This is a genomic window from Mycobacterium sp. P7213 (assembly GCF_900604305.1).
Taxonomy (GTDB): domain Bacteria; phylum Actinomycetota; class Actinomycetes; order Mycobacteriales; family Mycobacteriaceae; genus Mycobacterium.
Genome location: NZ_UWOA01000011.1, coordinates 22,754 through 37,977, shown reverse-complemented (window position 1 = coordinate 37,977; position 15,224 = coordinate 22,754). Strand labels below are relative to the sequence as shown.

General features: G+C 67.2%; 17 protein-coding genes. 14 read left to right on the top strand and 3 right to left on the bottom strand.

Annotation, left to right across the window (positions count from 1 at the left end):
• The 3 genes from EJK91_RS05855 to EJK91_RS05845 are packed head-to-tail and all read left to right on the top strand — an operon-like array spanning position 1 to position 2,176.
• Positions 1 to 768 (top strand): maleate cis-trans isomerase family protein, encoded by a 768-nt coding sequence (locus EJK91_RS05855; RefSeq protein ID WP_125078470.1) that lies wholly within the window; start codon positions 1 to 3, stop codon positions 766 to 768.
• Positions 765 to 1,487 (top strand): maleate cis-trans isomerase family protein, encoded by a 723-nt coding sequence (locus tag EJK91_RS05850; RefSeq protein WP_046301644.1) that lies wholly within the window; start codon positions 765 to 767, stop codon positions 1,485 to 1,487. Before EJK91_RS05855 ends, EJK91_RS05850 begins: the two co-directional genes overlap by 4 nt.
• On the top strand, positions 1,484 to 2,176 hold the full coding sequence (locus EJK91_RS05845; protein WP_024443298.1) for a GntR family transcriptional regulator: 693 nt from the start codon (positions 1,484 to 1,486) through the stop codon (positions 2,174 to 2,176). The genes EJK91_RS05850 and EJK91_RS05845 overlap by 4 nt, the downstream gene beginning before the upstream one ends.
• Before the next feature lie 3 nt (positions 2,177 to 2,179).
• On the opposite strand, the gene EJK91_RS05840 is transcribed toward EJK91_RS05845, so the two are convergent.
• Complete coding sequence (locus tag EJK91_RS05840; protein ID WP_125078469.1) at positions 2,180 to 2,986, bottom strand: IclR family transcriptional regulator; 807 nt, start codon at positions 2,984 to 2,986, stop codon at positions 2,180 to 2,182.
• A gap of 122 nt (positions 2,987 to 3,108) precedes the next feature.
• Between EJK91_RS05840 and EJK91_RS05835 the strand changes: the two genes are divergently transcribed.
• From EJK91_RS05835 to pcaDC, 9 genes are read left to right on the top strand one after another with little or no spacing between them, the layout of a single operon-like run.
• Complete coding sequence (locus tag EJK91_RS05835; RefSeq protein WP_024443300.1) at positions 3,109 to 4,548, top strand: aromatic ring-hydroxylating dioxygenase subunit alpha; 1,440 nt, start codon at positions 3,109 to 3,111, stop codon at positions 4,546 to 4,548.
• Complete coding sequence (locus tag EJK91_RS05830; protein WP_024443301.1) at positions 4,545 to 5,171, top strand: 3-phenylpropionate/cinnamic acid dioxygenase subunit beta; 627 nt, start codon at positions 4,545 to 4,547, stop codon at positions 5,169 to 5,171. The genes EJK91_RS05835 and EJK91_RS05830 overlap by 4 nt, the downstream gene beginning before the upstream one ends.
• A 17-nt stretch (positions 5,172 to 5,188) precedes the next feature.
• Positions 5,189 to 5,428, top strand: a complete 240-nt coding sequence (locus EJK91_RS05825) for a dihydrodiol dehydrogenase (RefSeq protein ID WP_125078491.1) — start codon at positions 5,189 to 5,191, stop codon at positions 5,426 to 5,428.
• Entirely contained in the window at positions 5,425 to 6,225 is an 801-nt protein-coding gene (gene hcaB, locus EJK91_RS05820) for a 3-(cis-5,6-dihydroxycyclohexa-1,3-dien-1-yl)propanoate dehydrogenase (protein ID WP_024443303.1), read from the top strand. The genes EJK91_RS05825 and hcaB overlap by 4 nt, the downstream gene beginning before the upstream one ends.
• Entirely contained in the window at positions 6,222 to 6,950 is a 729-nt protein-coding gene (locus EJK91_RS05815) for a class II aldolase/adducin family protein (protein WP_024443304.1), read from the top strand. Before hcaB ends, EJK91_RS05815 begins: the two co-directional genes overlap by 4 nt.
• Positions 6,947 to 7,696 (top strand): protocatechuate 3,4-dioxygenase subunit beta, encoded by a 750-nt coding sequence (gene pcaH, locus EJK91_RS05810; RefSeq protein WP_024443305.1) that lies wholly within the window; start codon positions 6,947 to 6,949, stop codon positions 7,694 to 7,696. Before EJK91_RS05815 ends, pcaH begins: the two co-directional genes overlap by 4 nt.
• Positions 7,689 to 8,237: a protocatechuate 3,4-dioxygenase subunit alpha gene (pcaG, locus tag EJK91_RS05805; RefSeq protein ID WP_024443306.1), complete on the top strand. Its 549-nt coding sequence runs from the start codon at positions 7,689 to 7,691 to the stop codon at positions 8,235 to 8,237. Before pcaH ends, pcaG begins: the two co-directional genes overlap by 8 nt.
• Positions 8,234 to 9,433, top strand: a complete 1,200-nt coding sequence (gene pcaB, locus EJK91_RS05800; protein WP_125078468.1) for a 3-carboxy-cis,cis-muconate cycloisomerase — start codon at positions 8,234 to 8,236, stop codon at positions 9,431 to 9,433. Before pcaG ends, pcaB begins: the two co-directional genes overlap by 4 nt.
• On the top strand, positions 9,430 to 10,587 hold the full coding sequence (gene pcaDC, locus EJK91_RS05795) for a bifunctional 3-oxoadipate enol-lactonase/4-carboxymuconolactone decarboxylase PcaDC (protein ID WP_024443308.1): 1,158 nt from the start codon (positions 9,430 to 9,432) through the stop codon (positions 10,585 to 10,587). The genes pcaB and pcaDC overlap by 4 nt, the downstream gene beginning before the upstream one ends.
• Positions 10,588 to 10,731: 144 nt before the next feature.
• Here the strand turns inward: pcaDC and EJK91_RS05790 are convergent, their stop codons facing one another.
• Both EJK91_RS05790 and serA read right to left on the bottom strand, forming a co-directional pair.
• The gene (locus EJK91_RS05790) at positions 10,732 to 11,748 is read right to left on the bottom strand and encodes a 3-isopropylmalate dehydrogenase (protein WP_046301829.1); all 1,017 of its coding nucleotides are present in this window, start codon (positions 11,746 to 11,748) and stop codon (positions 10,732 to 10,734) included.
• Positions 11,745 to 13,331: a phosphoglycerate dehydrogenase gene (gene serA, locus EJK91_RS05785; RefSeq protein ID WP_125078467.1), complete on the bottom strand. Its 1,587-nt coding sequence runs from the start codon at positions 13,329 to 13,331 to the stop codon at positions 11,745 to 11,747. The genes EJK91_RS05790 and serA overlap by 4 nt, the downstream gene beginning before the upstream one ends.
• A gap of 12 nt (positions 13,332 to 13,343) precedes the next feature.
• On the opposite strand from serA, the gene EJK91_RS22135 reads away from it, so the two are divergent.
• Positions 13,344 to 13,655, top strand: a complete 312-nt coding sequence (locus EJK91_RS22135; protein ID WP_206430387.1) for a hypothetical protein — start codon at positions 13,344 to 13,346, stop codon at positions 13,653 to 13,655.
• 26 nt (positions 13,656 to 13,681) lie between these two features.
• Positions 13,682 to 15,115, top strand: a complete 1,434-nt coding sequence (locus EJK91_RS05775) for a phytoene desaturase family protein (protein ID WP_125078466.1) — start codon at positions 13,682 to 13,684, stop codon at positions 15,113 to 15,115.
• Positions 15,116 to 15,224: the final 109 nt, after the last annotated feature.

The following is a 15,224-nucleotide window of genomic DNA, read 5'->3' as shown; positions in this document are numbered from 1 at the left end:
ATGGATCTGTCCCAGTTTCCGGAATTGCCGGAGTTCGACGGGCCGGTTGATCAGCGCGGTGTCGGCATCATCGCGCCGTTCGACCTGGCCATCGAACGCGAACTGTGGCGCTGGATCCCCGCCGAGGTGACGCTGCACCTGGCCCGTACTCACTACGAACCGGTCCCGGTCAGCCGGGCCATGGCCGAGCTGGTGTCTGACACCAACCACCTACAGGCGGCGACCCGAGACGTGCTGCACGTCGAACCAGAGGTGGTTGCCTATCTGTGCTCGTCAGGCAGCTTCATCCACGGCGTCGAGTATGAGAAGACGCTGGTCTCTGCGATCGAGGCGGCCGGCGCCAAGGCGGCGGTCACCACATCGGGAGCACTGGCCGAAGCCATTATCGCACTGGACATCTCGCGGATCAGCGTGCTGACCCCCTACGACGAAGAGCTGACCGACTTGTTGCGGGTGTTCTTGAATCAGCTCGGGGTGTCCGTGCTGCACTCGGATCATCTGGGGCTGGGCGGGGGGATCTGGAAAGTCAACTACCGCACCGTGGCCGAACGGATCCTGGCCGCCGATCGCCCGGACTCGCAGGCCATCTTCGTCAGCTGCACCAACCTGCGGACCTACGACATCGTCGCGCCGCTGGAGCAGATGCTGGGCAAGCCGATCCTCACCGCCAATCAACTCACGATGTGGGCGTGCTTGGGCCGGATGGACCTGCCGATGATGGGCCCCGGCCAGTGGCTCCGCGACGTCTTCACCGGAGCCCCGCAGTGACCGCCGCACCACCCACCGTCGGGTTCATCTATCCCGACCACGCCGCCGAGTCCGACTACCCGCGCGCAGCTCGGTTGCTGGACATGCACCTGCCCGTGGCGCACATCTACGGCACCGACCTGCACGCCGTGCCAGAGCTGATGGATCTCGGCAGCCCTGACAAACTCGCCCGCGGGGCGGCATTGCTGGCGCCGCAGCGGCCCGCCGCGGTGGTCTGGGCGTGTACATCGGGCAGCTTCGTGTTCGGCCCCACGGGCGCGGCCGAGCAGGTCGAGCAGCTGGCGGCGGAAGCGGGCGTGCCCGCCTCGAGCACCTCGTTCGCGTTCGTGCACGCGTTGGCCGCGCTCGGTTGCCGTCACGTCGCGGTGGCGGCCAGCTATCCGCGCGACATCGCCGAGTTGTTCGTGAACTTTGTTGCCGCCCATGGCGTCACCGTCGAAGCCATGGGCGACGCCGGCATCCCCACCGCCGCAGAGGTGGGCCGGCTGACGCCGAATCAGGTCCGGGACTTGGCGCTGCGCAATGATTGTCCCCGGGCGGACGCACTGTTGATTCCCGACACCGCCATGCACACCGTCGACCAGGTCGACGAAATCGAGCAACTGCTGGGCAAGCCGGTACTGACCGCTAACGCGGTGACGGTGTGGGAAGGTTTGCGCATCGCCGGGATAACCCGGCGGACCGCCGGGCTGGGCGCATTGTTCGAGGATGGGCGATGACAATCTCACACGATGCCGCGTTCGAGCCACTGAGCCGAGCTTCGACGGCAGAGTTGATCGCCGAACGACTGCGGGAGGCGATCACCCGCGGCCGGCTGTTGCCGGGTCAGCAGCTCGGTGAAGCGAGTCTGGCCGCGCAGTTTGCGGTGTCGCGTGGACCGGTACGGGAGGCGATGCAGCGGCTGGTGGCCGAAGGGTTGCTGCGCAGCGAACGCAACCGAGGCATCTTCGTCGTCGAACTCACCGACGACGACGTCCGCGACGTGTATCAGGCCCGCAAGGCCATCGAACGCGCCGCAGTGATCGAAGTGCTCCACGGTGACCCCCGCGGAGCGGCGGCGCGGTTGCGTGGTCCGGTGGAGGCCCTGCGGGTGGCCGCCGCCCACGGCGACGGCACCGCTGCGGCCGACGCCGACCAGGCGTTCCATGAGGTGCTGGTCGAGTGTGCCGGCAGCCCTCGCCTGCACCGCGCGATGCGGACCCTGCTGTCGGAAACTCGAATCCTGCTCGGAGAACTCGAAGAGGCCTACCCCGACCTACGCGAACAGGTGACCGAACATGTCGTGCTGCGCAAGGCGATCGGTGCCGGAGACGAAGATCTGGCAATCCGACTGATCGATGAGCACATGGACGATGCGGTACGTCGGCTGTTGGCGCGGCGGGCGCAGCTGCTCTTGGCCTCGCCGTAGCACCTAGCCGATCTGTGCGCCTATCTCTTTGGCCGCCTCGACCAGCACAGCGGCCACCCCTTGGTACTGCGAAATACTCAGACGGTGAACGGGCGCTGCGGCATTGAGCGCCAGCAGCACACCCGGCGCACGCGCGGGAATCGGCACCGCAACCGAGGCGACGCCGTCCTCACTGCCCTCCCGGTTCACCGCGTAGCCCTGTTGTCGTATCCGACCGAGCTCGCGGTGCAGCTCCGTCCTGGTGCCTACCGAATGTGTCGTCACACGCTGCAGCTCTTCGGTGGGATACAGCCGGGCGATGTCGGCGTCAGACAGGCGCGCCAGTAGCGCCTTGCCGGTCGAGGTGCAATGCGCCGGCATGGTGCGTCCCAGCCGTGAGGCAACCCGCACCGCAGCCTGCCCCTCGGCAGCCGCGATGAAGCGGACGTTGGAGCCCTCAAGCACGCCAAGGTGCACCGACTCGTTGAGACATTCACTGAGGCGCAGTAGTACCGGCTTTGCCGCACCCTCGATGTCGATGCGGTTGAACACCGAGAACGCCACGCTCATCAGCGCGGGCCCGGGGTGATACGCCTTGGACGCCGGATCCTGGCGCACAAAGCCCCGGTACTGCAGCATCGCCAACAGCCGGTGGGCAGTGGAGGATGCGACGCCCAAGTGGTTCGCCGCGTCGGTCAAGCGGATCTGCGGCTGCTCCCCCAGCAGCAGCAGCAGCTTCAGCGCCCGGTCCACCGCTCCGATCGGGTACTGCGGCACACCCCCGTCCGGGGCCGCGTCGCCCGGCGACCAACCAGGCTCGTCTTTCTGCATAGCAGAGACACTACCCAGCGTTGTTGACCTTTAAGCGGGAATCCTGGCAGAGTTTTCGCCACAGCCCCGGGACTTTCTCTGCATAACAGATATCTTGGGTTCTCAAGACTGGAGACGCATCGATGAGTGATCACCGGCATGTCCTCGATGAGGTCAGGCGGGGCATGATCCCGGCGCACATCTACAACGACGCTGAGATCTTCGAACTCGAGAAGGAGCGGCTCTTCCGTCGCGCCTGGATGTTCGTCGCGCATGAGTCGGAGATCCCCCAAGACGGCGACTACGTCGTGCGACGCCTGCTCAACGACTCCTTCATCATTGCGCGCGACTCCAAGGGCGACGTGCGGGCCATGTTCAACATGTGCCTGCATCGCGGGATGCAGATCTGCCGCGCCGAGATGGGCAATGCCTCCAATTTCCGATGTCCCTACCACGGCTGGTCGTATCGCAACGACGGGCGCATCACCGGCTTGCCCTTCCACCAAGAGGCCTATGGCGGCGAAGCCGGCTTTTCCAAGCGCGGCCAGACTCTGTTGCCCGCACCGAGTCTCGCCAGTTACAACGGTCTGATCTTCATCAGCCTTGACCCGCAGGCTCCCCCGCTCGAGGACTTTCTCGGCGACTTCAAGTTCTATCTCGACTTCTACACCAGGCAGAGCCGCAGCGGCCTCGAGGTGCGCGGCCCGCAACGGTGGCGCATCAAGGCGAACTGGAAGATCGGCGTCGAGAATTTCGCCGGCGACATGTATCACACCCCGCACACCCACGCCTCTGTCGTCGATATCGGGCTATTTCGGGAACCGAAGGCGCAGAAGCGCAAAGACGGCGCGACGTACTGGGCGACCTGCGGCGGAGGTACCACCTACAAGCTGCCGCCCGGCGACTTCGAGGAACGGATGCGCTACGTCGGCTATCCCGACGAAATGGTGGGGCGCATCAAGGACGTGTGGTCGGCCGACCACCAGCGCATGGTCGCCGACGACGGCTTCATGATCTCGGCGGCATCCTGTTTTCCTAACATGAGCCTGGTTCACAACTGGCCGAAGATCCAGGACAGCGAAGATGTGTTGCCGTTCATCTCGATCCGCACCTGGCAGCCGATCAGTGAGAACGAAACCGAGGTGTACTCGTGGTTTGCGGTCGATGCGGCCGCCCCCGAGCAGTTCAAGAAAGACTCCTACAAGGCCTACCTGATGTGCTTTGGCTCCACGGGCATGTTCGAACAGGATGACGTGGAGAACTGGGTGTCGCTGACCAACACCGCTGCCGGTTCCATGGCCCGTCAACTGTTGCTCAACGGCCGGATGGGCCTGCTCGCCGACGACACCCCCGTGGTCAACGCCTTGCCACCTGAGCTGTTCCATGGCCCAGGCACCGCTCAAGTCGGCTACAACGAGAACAACCAGCGCGAGATCCTTCGGATGTGGGCCGATCACCTCCAAATGAGCCCGGTGGCGACCGACACCGCAGCGATGGGCACACAGCGCGAAGGAATCACCCCCCTCGTGCAGACCAACGGCACGTCGGCGTGCGATGCCGGCTGCGAGGAGGCCCGGGTATGACGTCCGCCGAGAAAAGCCAGCGGCCCGGGTTCGCCCGGCCAAAAGATGCCCGCGGCCCGTGGGAGCTTGCAGTTCTTGGTGAGCATGCACCCAAGCAGCTCCGTACCGGTAAGCCCTTGCCGTTCAACGACACCCGACACCTGCAGGCGCACCAGTTCTTGGTCGACGAGGCCTATCTACTCGACGCACAGCAGTACACCGAATGGCTTGACACCCTCACCGAGGACATCCATTACTTCATGCCCGTCCGGGTGACGACCGCCTCGGGAGCTGGATTCGACACTTCGCCGGGCATGGCTCATTTCGATGAGAACAAATACTCGTTGAACCGGCGCGTCGCGCGCTTTGCGACCGAGCACGCCTGGACCGAAGATCCGCCGTCACGGCTGCGCCATCACATCACCAACGTTCGCACCTTCGCCTGCGAGGACGACCAGCACCTGATCGTCGAGTCAGCCGAGCTGCTGTTCCGCAGCCGCGGCGATGTGAACGAGGCGGCGTTCGTCTCCTGCGGCCGGGAAGACCTGCTGCGGCGCACAGATGACCAGTGGAAGTTGGCGCGGCGCACCATCTATGTCGATGAGTCGGTGCTGCGTATGCAGAATCTGGCGGTCTTCCTGTGAGCGCACTCGATGACCTCATGGCCAATACGGTCGGTGACGCCATAACCATCGCCAACGAGTTCACCGAAGTGACGCTGCACCGGGTCGATACCCGCAACGGGTCGCGGCTGTTGATCACATCGCCGAAGTCGGGGCAATGGATCAGTCTCGACGCGCTGGAATTGGAGGCATTGACCTGGCAGAACGCCTACACTCTGGCGGCGATGGTGGGCAACATGCACCAACCGCTCCTCTCCGGCGACAGTGACCTGCCGTGACGCGATGGCTGGACGGTAAGCGGGCCCTCGTCGTCGGCGCCGGCTCAGGAATCGGTCGAGCAGTCGTCGACGCCTATCTCGACGAGGGAGCCCAGGTCGCGGTGTTGGAACGCGATCAGTCGAAGTGCGCTGCCTTGGCAAGTCAGTTGCCGAGAGTCCCGGTGACACAGGGAGATGCCACGACTGCCGAGGCCAACGAGCGTGCTGTCACTACCGCCGTTGCGGCGTTCGGCGGCCTCGACACGCTGGTCAACTGCGTGGGGATCTTCGACTTCTACAAGGGAATCACCGATATCTCGACCGACGAGCTGGAGCCGGCGTTCGACGAGATGTTCAAGACCAACGTCCTGAGTCAGCTGCAGTCGGTGAAAGCCGCTCTCCCAGCACTTCAGGCCCAAGAGCGGTCATCGATCGTTCTCACCGAGTCCGCGTCATCGTTCTATCCCGGTCGCGGCGGCGTACTTTACGTCGCGTCGAAGTTCGCCGTGCGCGGCCTGGTCAGCACGCTCGCCTACGAGCTCGCCCCGCACATCCGGGTCAACGGCGTTGCGCCGGGCGGAACGTTGAACACCGACTTACGCGGTTTGCAGAACCTCTCGCTCGACCATATCCGCCTGGACGACACCCCCGACCGGGCACGCGATCTCGCGGCCCGCACCCCGCTCAACGTCGCACTCACTCCGCAGGACCACGCCTGGAGCTATGTCTTCTTGGCATCAGACCGGTCCCGCGGTATCACGGCCGGAACCACACATCCCGACGGTGGATTCGGTATGACCACCGGAGGTACCGCGTGACCGCCGACGATCTGGCGCCACTGAGGCTGGAGGTGGCGCAGGCCTGCCGAGTCGCTGCCGCCCGAGGTCTGGTGGACGGCATTCTCGGACACATCAGTGCCAGGGTCGACGAACAACACCTACTCGTGCGGTGCCGCAGCGACTCCGACGACGGCGTGGCATTCACCCGTCCCGGCGACATTCGGCTCATCCGCTTTGACGGAACACCGGGCATGCCAGGCGAACTGGACGGATACCGGGTGCCCAACGAGCTGCCGATCCACGTCGAGACCCTGCTGGCCCATCCCGAACACCGGGCAGTGGCCCACCTGCACCCACCGGCCGTCGTGGCCGCCGACCTGGCGGGCATCACGATCGAACCCATCTACGGGGCCTTCGACATCCCTGGCGCGTGGCTCGCGCGCCGCGGCGTCCCGGTGTACCCGCGGGCCGTGTTGATCCGCACCGCAGAACTCGGTAGGGAGATGGTCGCAGCCATGGCCGGCAAGCCGGTGGTGATCTGTCGCGGCCATGGAATCACCAGCGCCGCTGCCACGGTTCGCCAGGCTGTCCTGCAGGCGATCAGCGTGGACCAGCTGGCTTCGATGTCACTGCGGATCCGCTGCGCGGGCGGCACGCCAAGGCCGATCGACGAGGCAGATTGGGCAGACCTGCCCGACCTCGGCCCCGCGTTCACCGCAGATGCCGCCTGGCGCCATGAACTGGCCCGGTTGGAGCGCCCGTGACAGGCCAGGAGCAGATCAGCGCGGAGATCGCGACAATCCAGGCCACGTACTCGCGCGGCGGCGTTGAGGAGAGCCAGCCGAGGCTGGACTACCCGCCCTACCGCAGCAGCGTTCTTCGCCATCCCAAACGGGCCCTACACCTGGTCGATCCAGAGGCCGTGGAGCTGGTGGGGCCCTGTTTCGGCCGAGACGACGTCGCCCTGCTCGACGCCGATCTGACGATCCAACACGCCGGCACACCGATCGGTGAACGCACCGTGGTGACCGGGCGGATCGTCGACGGCGACGGCAGGCCGGTACGCCGCCAACTCGTCGAGATCTGGCAGGCCAACGCCAGCGGCCGCTACATCCATCAGGGTGATCAACATCCCGCACCGTTGGACCCCAATTTCACCGGAACGGGGCGTTGTCTGACCGATGACGACGGGTTCTACCGGTTCACCACGATCAAGCCCGGCCCGTACCCCTGGCGCAACCACCACAACGCCTGGCGTCCCGCGCATATCCATTTCTCCTTGTTCGGAACCGATTTCACGCAGCGGATGATCACGCAGATGTACTTTCCGGGCGACCCGCTGTGCCCGCTGGACCCGATCTATCAGTCGATCACCGACCCCAAGGCCCGTGATCGACTGGTCGCCGTCTACGACCACGACATCACCAGCCACGAATGGGCCACCGGCTACCGGTGGGACATCGTGCTCACCGGCACAGCCGCAACGCCGTTCGAGGGTCACAATGACTGAGCTGATGGCCACGCCCGGACAGACCATCGGCCCGTTCTTCGGCTATGCGTTGCCGTTCGAACGCGGCAACGAACTCGTGCCTCCCGGCTCGGCCGGTGCCATCGAACTGCACGGCACTGTCACCGACGGCGCCGGGGCGCCCGTTCCCGATGCACTGGTGGAGATCTGGCAGGCCGATGCGGGCGGCGCCGTGGCGCGGGCCAGTTCGCTTCGCCGCGACGGCCACCACTTCGGCGGATGGGGACGAACCTCGACAGATACCAGCGGCCACTTCAGCTTCACGACGGTGCGACCTGGGGCGCTCCCCCCGTCGTCACCGTTCATTGCCGTCGCCGTGTTTGCGCGGGGCCTGCTGAACCGATTGTTCACCCGTGCCTATCTGCCCGGCGACCATCTCCACGCAGATCGCTTGCTGAATTCCGTGGCGGCTGATCGTCGACATACGCTCATCGCGGTGCCCGACGAGCAGGGCTTACGGTTCGATATCAGGTTGCAGGGCGCCGACGAGACGGTATTCCTGCGCTATCGGGGGCAACCATGACCGACGTGTTGTGGCCCGGCGATCACCGGGCCGGGCCGATCTTCAGCGACGCGGCATACCTGGCTGCGATGCTGCGGGTCGAAAACGCCTGGCTCGCTGCGCTTGTCGATGCTGGTATCGCGCCTGAGGCGGCGCGGGCCGACCTGACTGCGGCGATCTCGGCAGCGGACGCGGACGCGATCGCCGTGGCCGCCGAGGCGACCGGCAACCCGGTTCCCGGTCTGCTCGATCTGCTTCGCGAACGCACCGATGGCGAACCTGCACGCTGGCTGCACCGCGGCCTGACCAGTCAGGACGTCATCGACACCGCATTGATGCTCTGCCTGCGCGACGCATTGGATCGGGTTCACAACGAGCTCGGGCAGCAAGTACGCACCGTGGCCGCACTGTCGGCGACCTACCGCGACAGTCCCATGCTTGCCCGCACCTTGACGCAGCCCGCATTGCCGACCACCGTCGGCATGAAGTTCGCCCACTGGCTGAGCGGACTTTTGGATGGCGCCGACTGTGTCGCCGCACTGCCGCAGCTGCCGGTACAGGCAGGCGGCGCCGCGGGCACCATGGCCGCTGCCGCCGAGTTAGCGGGTTCACCCACCGATGCGATGCGCCTGTCCAGACGGCTGGCCGCGGCCCTCGGCCTTGCTGACAGCCCGCCGTGGCACACGACTCGCTCCGTCATCACCCGCGCGGGCGACGCGTTGGCGACATGTTGCGACGCGTGGGCCCACATCGCCAATGATGTTGCGATGGGCAGCAGGCCCGAGATCGGTGAATTGTCCGAGGGCCGCGGCGGCGGTTCGTCGACGATGCCGCACAAGAACAATCCGGTGTTGTCCGTGCTGATCCGCCGCGCCGGCTTGGCGGCACCGCCGCTGGCCGCCAGCCTGCACGCCGCTTCGGCAGGCAGCATCGATGAGCGTTCCGACGGTGGCTGGCACGCCGAATGGGCGGCCCTGCGGACCTTGTCCCGCTATGCCGTCGTAGCTGCCGCGCAGACAACAGATCTGCTGGCGGGGCTGGTCATCGACACCGATCGCGCCGCGGCCAACCTTGCTGCTGCCGGCGACCTGCTCGGCGAGCAGCGGGCGATGAACGAACTGATCGGGAAGACCACCCGGGGCGACTACACCGGGGCCGCAAGCCATCTCATCGATGCTGTGCTGCAGCGCGCACACCCCTGGATGGAGACACCATGAGCGTGCCACGGCTGGTCGGTACTGATTTCGGCGGACCGCCGAACGCAGACCTGATTCTGCTCGGGCCATCGCTCGGGACATCGGCAACCGCCCTGTGGGGCTTAGCCGCTGAACAGCTCGCCCAGCGGCTGCGCGTCATCGCGTGGGACCTTCCCGGCCACGGACGCAGCCCGGCAGCTGCCTTCCGGATGCCAGACCTGGCGGCAGGTGTACTGGCCTTGGTGGACGAGATCTCGCCGCGCGCGGCGTTCCATTACGCCGGCAATTCGATCGGCGGTGCGGTCGGTCTGCAGCTGCTGCTCGATGCCCCCGAGCGGCTGTCGAGCGCCACGCTGCAATGCACCGGCGCCGCCATCGGTCGGGCAGCGGAGTGGGCGACCCGTGCCGCCACCGTGCGCACCTCGGGCACCGGCGCGGTCGTCGAGGCTTCCCTGCAGCGCTGGTTCGCACCCGGTTTCATCGATCGAGCGCCCGGGCTGGTCGCGGCACTGGCGGATGCACTGCGCGGCACCGACGACGAATCCTATGCCCAAGCATGCGAGGCACTGGCCGACTTCGATGTCACCGGACGACTCGGTCAGATCGCTGCACCGGTGCTGGCCATCGCCGGCTCCCATGACGGCGCTACTCCCCCGGAGTCGCTGGGGCGCATCGCTTCCGGTGTCCAACACGGACGCCTGGTGGTGCTCGACGATGTCGGCCACCTGGCACCCGTCGAGGCGCCCGAGGCGACGGTCAACCTCATTCTCGCCCATCTGATGGTGCGGGATCCGGTCTACACCGCAGGTATGGCGGTGCGCCGACAGGTCCTGGGCGACGAACACGTCGACCGCGCGATCGCAGGCACTACCGAGTTCACCGCCGACTTTCAGGACCTGATCACTCGCTATGCGTGGGGCAACATCTGGACCCGCGAAGGCCTCGACCGGCGCAGCCGTTCGATCGTCACCCTGACCGCCCTGGTCTCTCGGGGCCATCATGAAGAGCTGGCCATGCATCTGCGCGCGGCGCGCCGCAACGGCCTGAGCAACGACGAGATCAAAGAGGTGCTGTTGCAGACCGCCATCTATTGCGGTGTACCCGAAGCCAATACGGCGTTCCGCATCGCCGCACAGGTGCTTGCCGACTACGGCAACGCCGCGGACACCGAGTGAGTCGCACCATAGTCTGCGACACTGCTGTCTTCGGCACCACCGCTGCTGACCTCGTGGCGAGGTTGCCGGTCAGTTTGGGCTAGGCCAGCGCGCTATCGGCGCTACTGCGGCCCAAGCCAATTGGACCGCACCGCCAGAGAAGCGTCAGAGCAGGCTCAGGATCCGGTCGCCGGTGGCGACGGTGGACAGCTTCTCCCCACCGCGGGTAGCAAGGTGCTGCTCGACGGCAGCATCGACCCGGGCCGCCGCCTCATGCTCACCGATGTGGTTGAGCAGCATGGCCACCGACGTCACCGCCGCGGTCGGGTCCGCGATGCCCTGGCCGGCGATGTCGGGTGCGCTGCCGTGCACCGGCTCGAACATCGACGGGTTGGCACCGGTGGCATCGATGTTGCCGCTGGCCGCCAACCCGATTCCCCCGCAGACGGCACCCGCGAGGTCAGTGATGATGTCGCCGAACAGGTTGTCGCTGACGATCACGTCGAACCGGCCGGGGTCAGTGACCATGTAGATCGTGGCGGCGTCGACGTGGGTGTAGGCGGTCTCGACGTCGGGGTAGTCCTTGGCGATCTCGGCCACCGTCCGGGTCCACAACGATCCGGCGTAGGCCAGCACGTTGTTCTTATGCACCAGGGTCAAGTGCTTACGCCGGGCGCGAGCCTTCTCGAAGGCGAATCGGACCACCCGGGCCACCCCGAACGCGGTGTTGACGCTGACTTCGGTGGCGACCTCGTGGGGGGTGCCGACCCGCAGCGCCCCGCCGTTGCCGGTGTAGGGACCCTCGGTGCCTTCGCGCACCACCAGGAAGTCGATCTCCGGCGGATCGGCCAGCGGGCTGGACACTCCCGGGTACAGCCGGCTGGGACGCAGGTTGACGTGGTGGTCCAGGGCGAAACGGGCGTGCAGCAGCAGACCGCGCTCCAGCACACCCGACGGCACTGAGGGGTCACCGATCGCGCCGAGCAGGATCACGTCGTGGCCGCGGATCTCCTCCAGCACCGAGTCCGGCAGGACCTCGCCGGTGGCGTGATAGCGCTTGGCCCCCAGGTCGTATTCGGTCTTCTCGGTGCCCGGGAGCACCGCGTCGAGCACCTTGACAGCCTCGGCGATGACCTCCGGGCCGATCCCGTCGCCGGGAATGACAGCGAGCTTGAGGCTCATGACAGGTCTACCTCTTCAATCTTGTTAGCGCCGACCGCAGCAGTGATCGCCGATTGCACGTCGGCGGGCACCTGGCGGTCGACCCGCAGCAGGACCGTCGCCGCCGGACCTTCGGCGTCCTCGGACAGTTGCGCGGCGTGGATGTTGATGCCCGCCGAGCCCAGCAGAGTGCCGATCTTGCCGAGCGCGCCAGGCTGGTCGGAGTAGTTGATGATCAGATTGACGCCCTGGGCCCGCAGGTCGAAGTGCCGGCCGTTGATCTCGACGATCTTCTCCACCTGCTGGGTGCCGGACAGCGTGCCGGCAACGGTGACGGACCCACCCTCGGCGGTGACCGCCTTGAGCTCGACGACGCTTCGGTGGTTGGGGCTTTCGGTGGCGGTGCCGATCTCGGCGTCGACACCGCGTTCGGCGGCCAGTGCCGGCGCATTGACGAAGGTCACCGGGTCTTCGATCACCGCCGAGAACAGACCCCGCAACGCCGACAAGCGCAGCACCCCTACGTCTTCGGAGGCCAGCTCACCGCGCACCTGCACCGACAGCGACACCGGCAGCCCGTCGGAGAGCGCCCCCGCCAGCAGGCCGAGCTTGCGCACCAGGTCCAGCCAGAGCGCGACTTCCTCGCTGACCGCGCCACCACCGACGTTGACCGCGTCGGGAACGAATTCACCGGCCAGCGCCAGCTTCACGCTCTTGGCGACGTCGGTGCCTGCCCGGTCCTGGGCCTCGGCGGTCGAGGCGCCCAGGTGCGGGGTCACCACCACCTGCGGCAGGTCGAACAGCGGCGAGTCGGTGCACGGTTCGGTGGCGAAGACGTCCAACCCGGCGGCCCGGACATGTCCGCTGGTGATCGCCTCGGCCAGTGCCGCCTCATCGATCAGCCCGCCGCGGGCCGCGTTGACGATGATCACCCCCGGCTTGGTCTTGGCCAGGTTTTCCTTGCCGATCAGACCCGCGGTCTCGGGCGTCTTCGGCAGGTGCACGGAGATGAAGTCGGCGCGGCCCAGCAGTTCGTCGAGGGGCAGCAGCTCGATGCCGAGCTGGGCGGCGCGGGCCGCCGACACGTACGGGTCGTAGGCGACGATGCGGGCGCCGAACGCGGCCAGCCGCTGGGCTACCAGCTGTCCGATGCGCCCCAGGCCGACCACGCCGACGGTGTGGTCATAGATCTCGGTGCCAGAGAACGACGACCGCTTCCACTGCTTGGCGTGCAGCGAGGCGTCGGCGGCCGGGATCTCGCGGGCGGCGGCGAGCATCAGCGCGATCGCATGCTCGGCGGCGCTGTGGATGTTCGAGGTCGGGGCGTTGACCACCAGCACGCCTCGGGCGGTGGCAGCCTCGACGTCGACGTTGTCCAGGCCGACCCCGGCGCGCGCCACGATCTTGAGTTTGGTGCCGGCCGCGAGGACCTCGGCGTCGACGGTGGTGGCCGAGCGCACCAGCAGCGCATCCGCCTCCGGGACCGCGGCCAGCAGCTTTTCCCGGTCCGGGCCGTCCACCCAGCGAACCTCGACCTGGTCGCCGAGGGCGGCGACGGTGGATTGGGCGAGTTTGTCAGCGATCAATACCACGGGCAGAGTCACCCGGACAGCCTAGTGGCCGGTCGCAAGCCCGGCGGAGCCGGGCGCAGCGGGCCGGCCACCATCAGCACCGCGCCGGTCGCAAGCCCGGCGGAGCCGGGCGCAGCGGGCCGGCCACCATCAGCACCGCGCCGGTCGCAAGCCCGGCGGAGCCGGGCGCAGCGGGCCGGCCACCATCAGCACCGCGCCGGTCGCAAGCCCGGCAGTGTGCGGGCATTGCAGCTGGTGTGGCCAGATGAGCGTGGCCATCGGCCGTGGTGCCCCGAATTCGACAACGGCGGTGTCCGGCAGCCGGTGCTGGGGGTGCACCCCGATTTGGCCGCATAGCGCGGGTCGCTCCCTACTATCGACGGATGGATGTCACCGTCGTCGGTAGTGGACCCAACGGCCTGGCCGCCGCCGTCATCTGTGCCCGCGCGGGCCTGTCGGTTCAGGTTCTGGAAGCCCAACCCACCTTCGGCGGCGGTGCTCGCACGGCCGCCGATCCAGAATTCAGTGACGTCGCCCATGACATCTGCTCAGCGGTTCACCCGCTCGGCCTGGCGTCGCCGTTCTTCACCGAGTTCGACCTCGCGGCCCGCGGCGTACAGCTGACCTCTCCCGAGATCTCCTACGGCAATCCGCTGGATGGCCGGCCCGCGGCGATCGCCTACCGCGACCTTGAGCGGACCTGCGCGGAGCTCGAGCACGGCGCGTCCTGGCGCCGGCTGCTGGGTCCGCTGGTCGCCGACAGCCGGTCGGTCGTGGAATTTCTGCTGGGCGACAAGCGGTCGGTGCCGTCCGGGATCGCGACGGTCGCCCGACTGGGGTTGAGGATGGCCGCGCAGGCCAGCCCGGCCTGGAACGCGACGCTGCCCGGCGAGGACGCCCGCGCCCTCTACACCGGGGTGGCCGCGCACACGATCTCGCGACTGCCGTCGGTGACCTCGGCCGGCGCGGGCATGATGCTGGCAACGCTTGGTCACACGGTCGGCTGGCCCATCCCGGTCGGCGGCAGCCAGGCCATCACCGACGCGCTGATCGCCGACCTGACCGCCCACGGCGGCCGGCTGTCCACCGATCAGCCGGTGAGAAAGCCGCCGGGCGGCGCCGTGCTGTTCGACACCGCGCCGACCGAACTGCTGAAGGTCTACGGCGACGCCCTGCCCGCCCGCTACGCCAAGGCGCTGCGCCGTTACCGTTTCGGCTCTGCGGCCGCCAAGGTCGATTTCGTGCTCTCCGATGAGGTGCCGTGGAGCGACTCGCGCCTGGCGCAGGCGCCCACGCTGCATCTCGGGGGTGACCGCAAACAGATGGCCCGCGCCGAGGCGGAGGTCGCCGCCGGCCGGCACGCGCAGCAGCCGATGATCCTGGCGGCGCTACCTCATCTGGTAGATCCCTCTCGCATCGACGCTGCTGGACGCCGCCCGATGTGGACTTATGCCCACGTTCCGGCCGGATCGACCGTCGACCAAGCCGAGACCGTCACCGCCGGCATCGAGCGATTCGCCCCCGGCTTCCGCGACATCGTGGTGGCGGTGCGATCCGTGCCCGCGGCCCAGCTGGCTAACCACAACGCCAACTACGTCGGAGGCGACATCTCCGCCGGAGGCAACAGTGCGTGGCGGGCTCTGTCGGGGCCAACGCCACGGATAAATCCTTGGGCCACAGCGATTCCCGGGGTGTATCTGTGCTCTGCAGCCACACCCCCAGGAGCCGGTGTGCACGGCATGGCCGGCTATTACGCCGCGCGCACCGTGCTGCGACGTGAATTCGGAATTGGCCGGCTGCCGAGCCTGGCGCCCTGACGGACCTCGTCCACATTCGGCGCCAGCGAAGGCGTCAGCTTTGCGGGAACCTATATTCCGCACATAAATTTCCCAGTTAACTAGAGACACATTGCCAGCTTTGGTGTAG

Bases quoted from the DNA above. Each gene is read 5' to 3' on its own strand.
- pcaB (WP_125078468.1), top strand. From the start codon at position 8,234: ATGACCGACGTGTTGTGGCCCGGCGATCACCGGGCCGGGCCGATCTTC.
- EJK91_RS05830 (WP_024443301.1), top strand. From the start codon at position 4,545: ATGACGTCCGCCGAGAAAAGCCAGCGGCCCGGGTTCGCCCGGCCAAAA.
- EJK91_RS05855 (WP_125078470.1), top strand. From the start codon at position 1: ATGGATCTGTCCCAGTTTCCGGAATTGCCGGAGTTCGACGGGCCGGTT.
- EJK91_RS05845 (WP_024443298.1), top strand. From the start codon at position 1,484: ATGACAATCTCACACGATGCCGCGTTCGAGCCACTGAGCCGAGCTTCG.
- EJK91_RS05775 (WP_125078466.1), top strand. From the start codon at position 13,682: ATGGATGTCACCGTCGTCGGTAGTGGACCCAACGGCCTGGCCGCCGCC.
- EJK91_RS05825 (WP_125078491.1), top strand. From the start codon at position 5,189: ATGGCCAATACGGTCGGTGACGCCATAACCATCGCCAACGAGTTCACC.
- pcaG (WP_024443306.1), top strand. From the start codon at position 7,689: ATGACTGAGCTGATGGCCACGCCCGGACAGACCATCGGCCCGTTCTTC.
- EJK91_RS05840 (WP_125078469.1), bottom strand. From the start codon at position 2,986: ATGCAGAAAGACGAGCCTGGTTGGTCGCCGGGCGACGCGGCCCCGGAC.
- EJK91_RS05835 (WP_024443300.1), top strand. From the start codon at position 3,109: ATGAGTGATCACCGGCATGTCCTCGATGAGGTCAGGCGGGGCATGATC.
- EJK91_RS05790 (WP_046301829.1), bottom strand. From the start codon at position 11,748: ATGAGCCTCAAGCTCGCTGTCATTCCCGGCGACGGGATCGGCCCGGAG.
- pcaDC (WP_024443308.1), top strand. From the start codon at position 9,430: ATGAGCGTGCCACGGCTGGTCGGTACTGATTTCGGCGGACCGCCGAAC.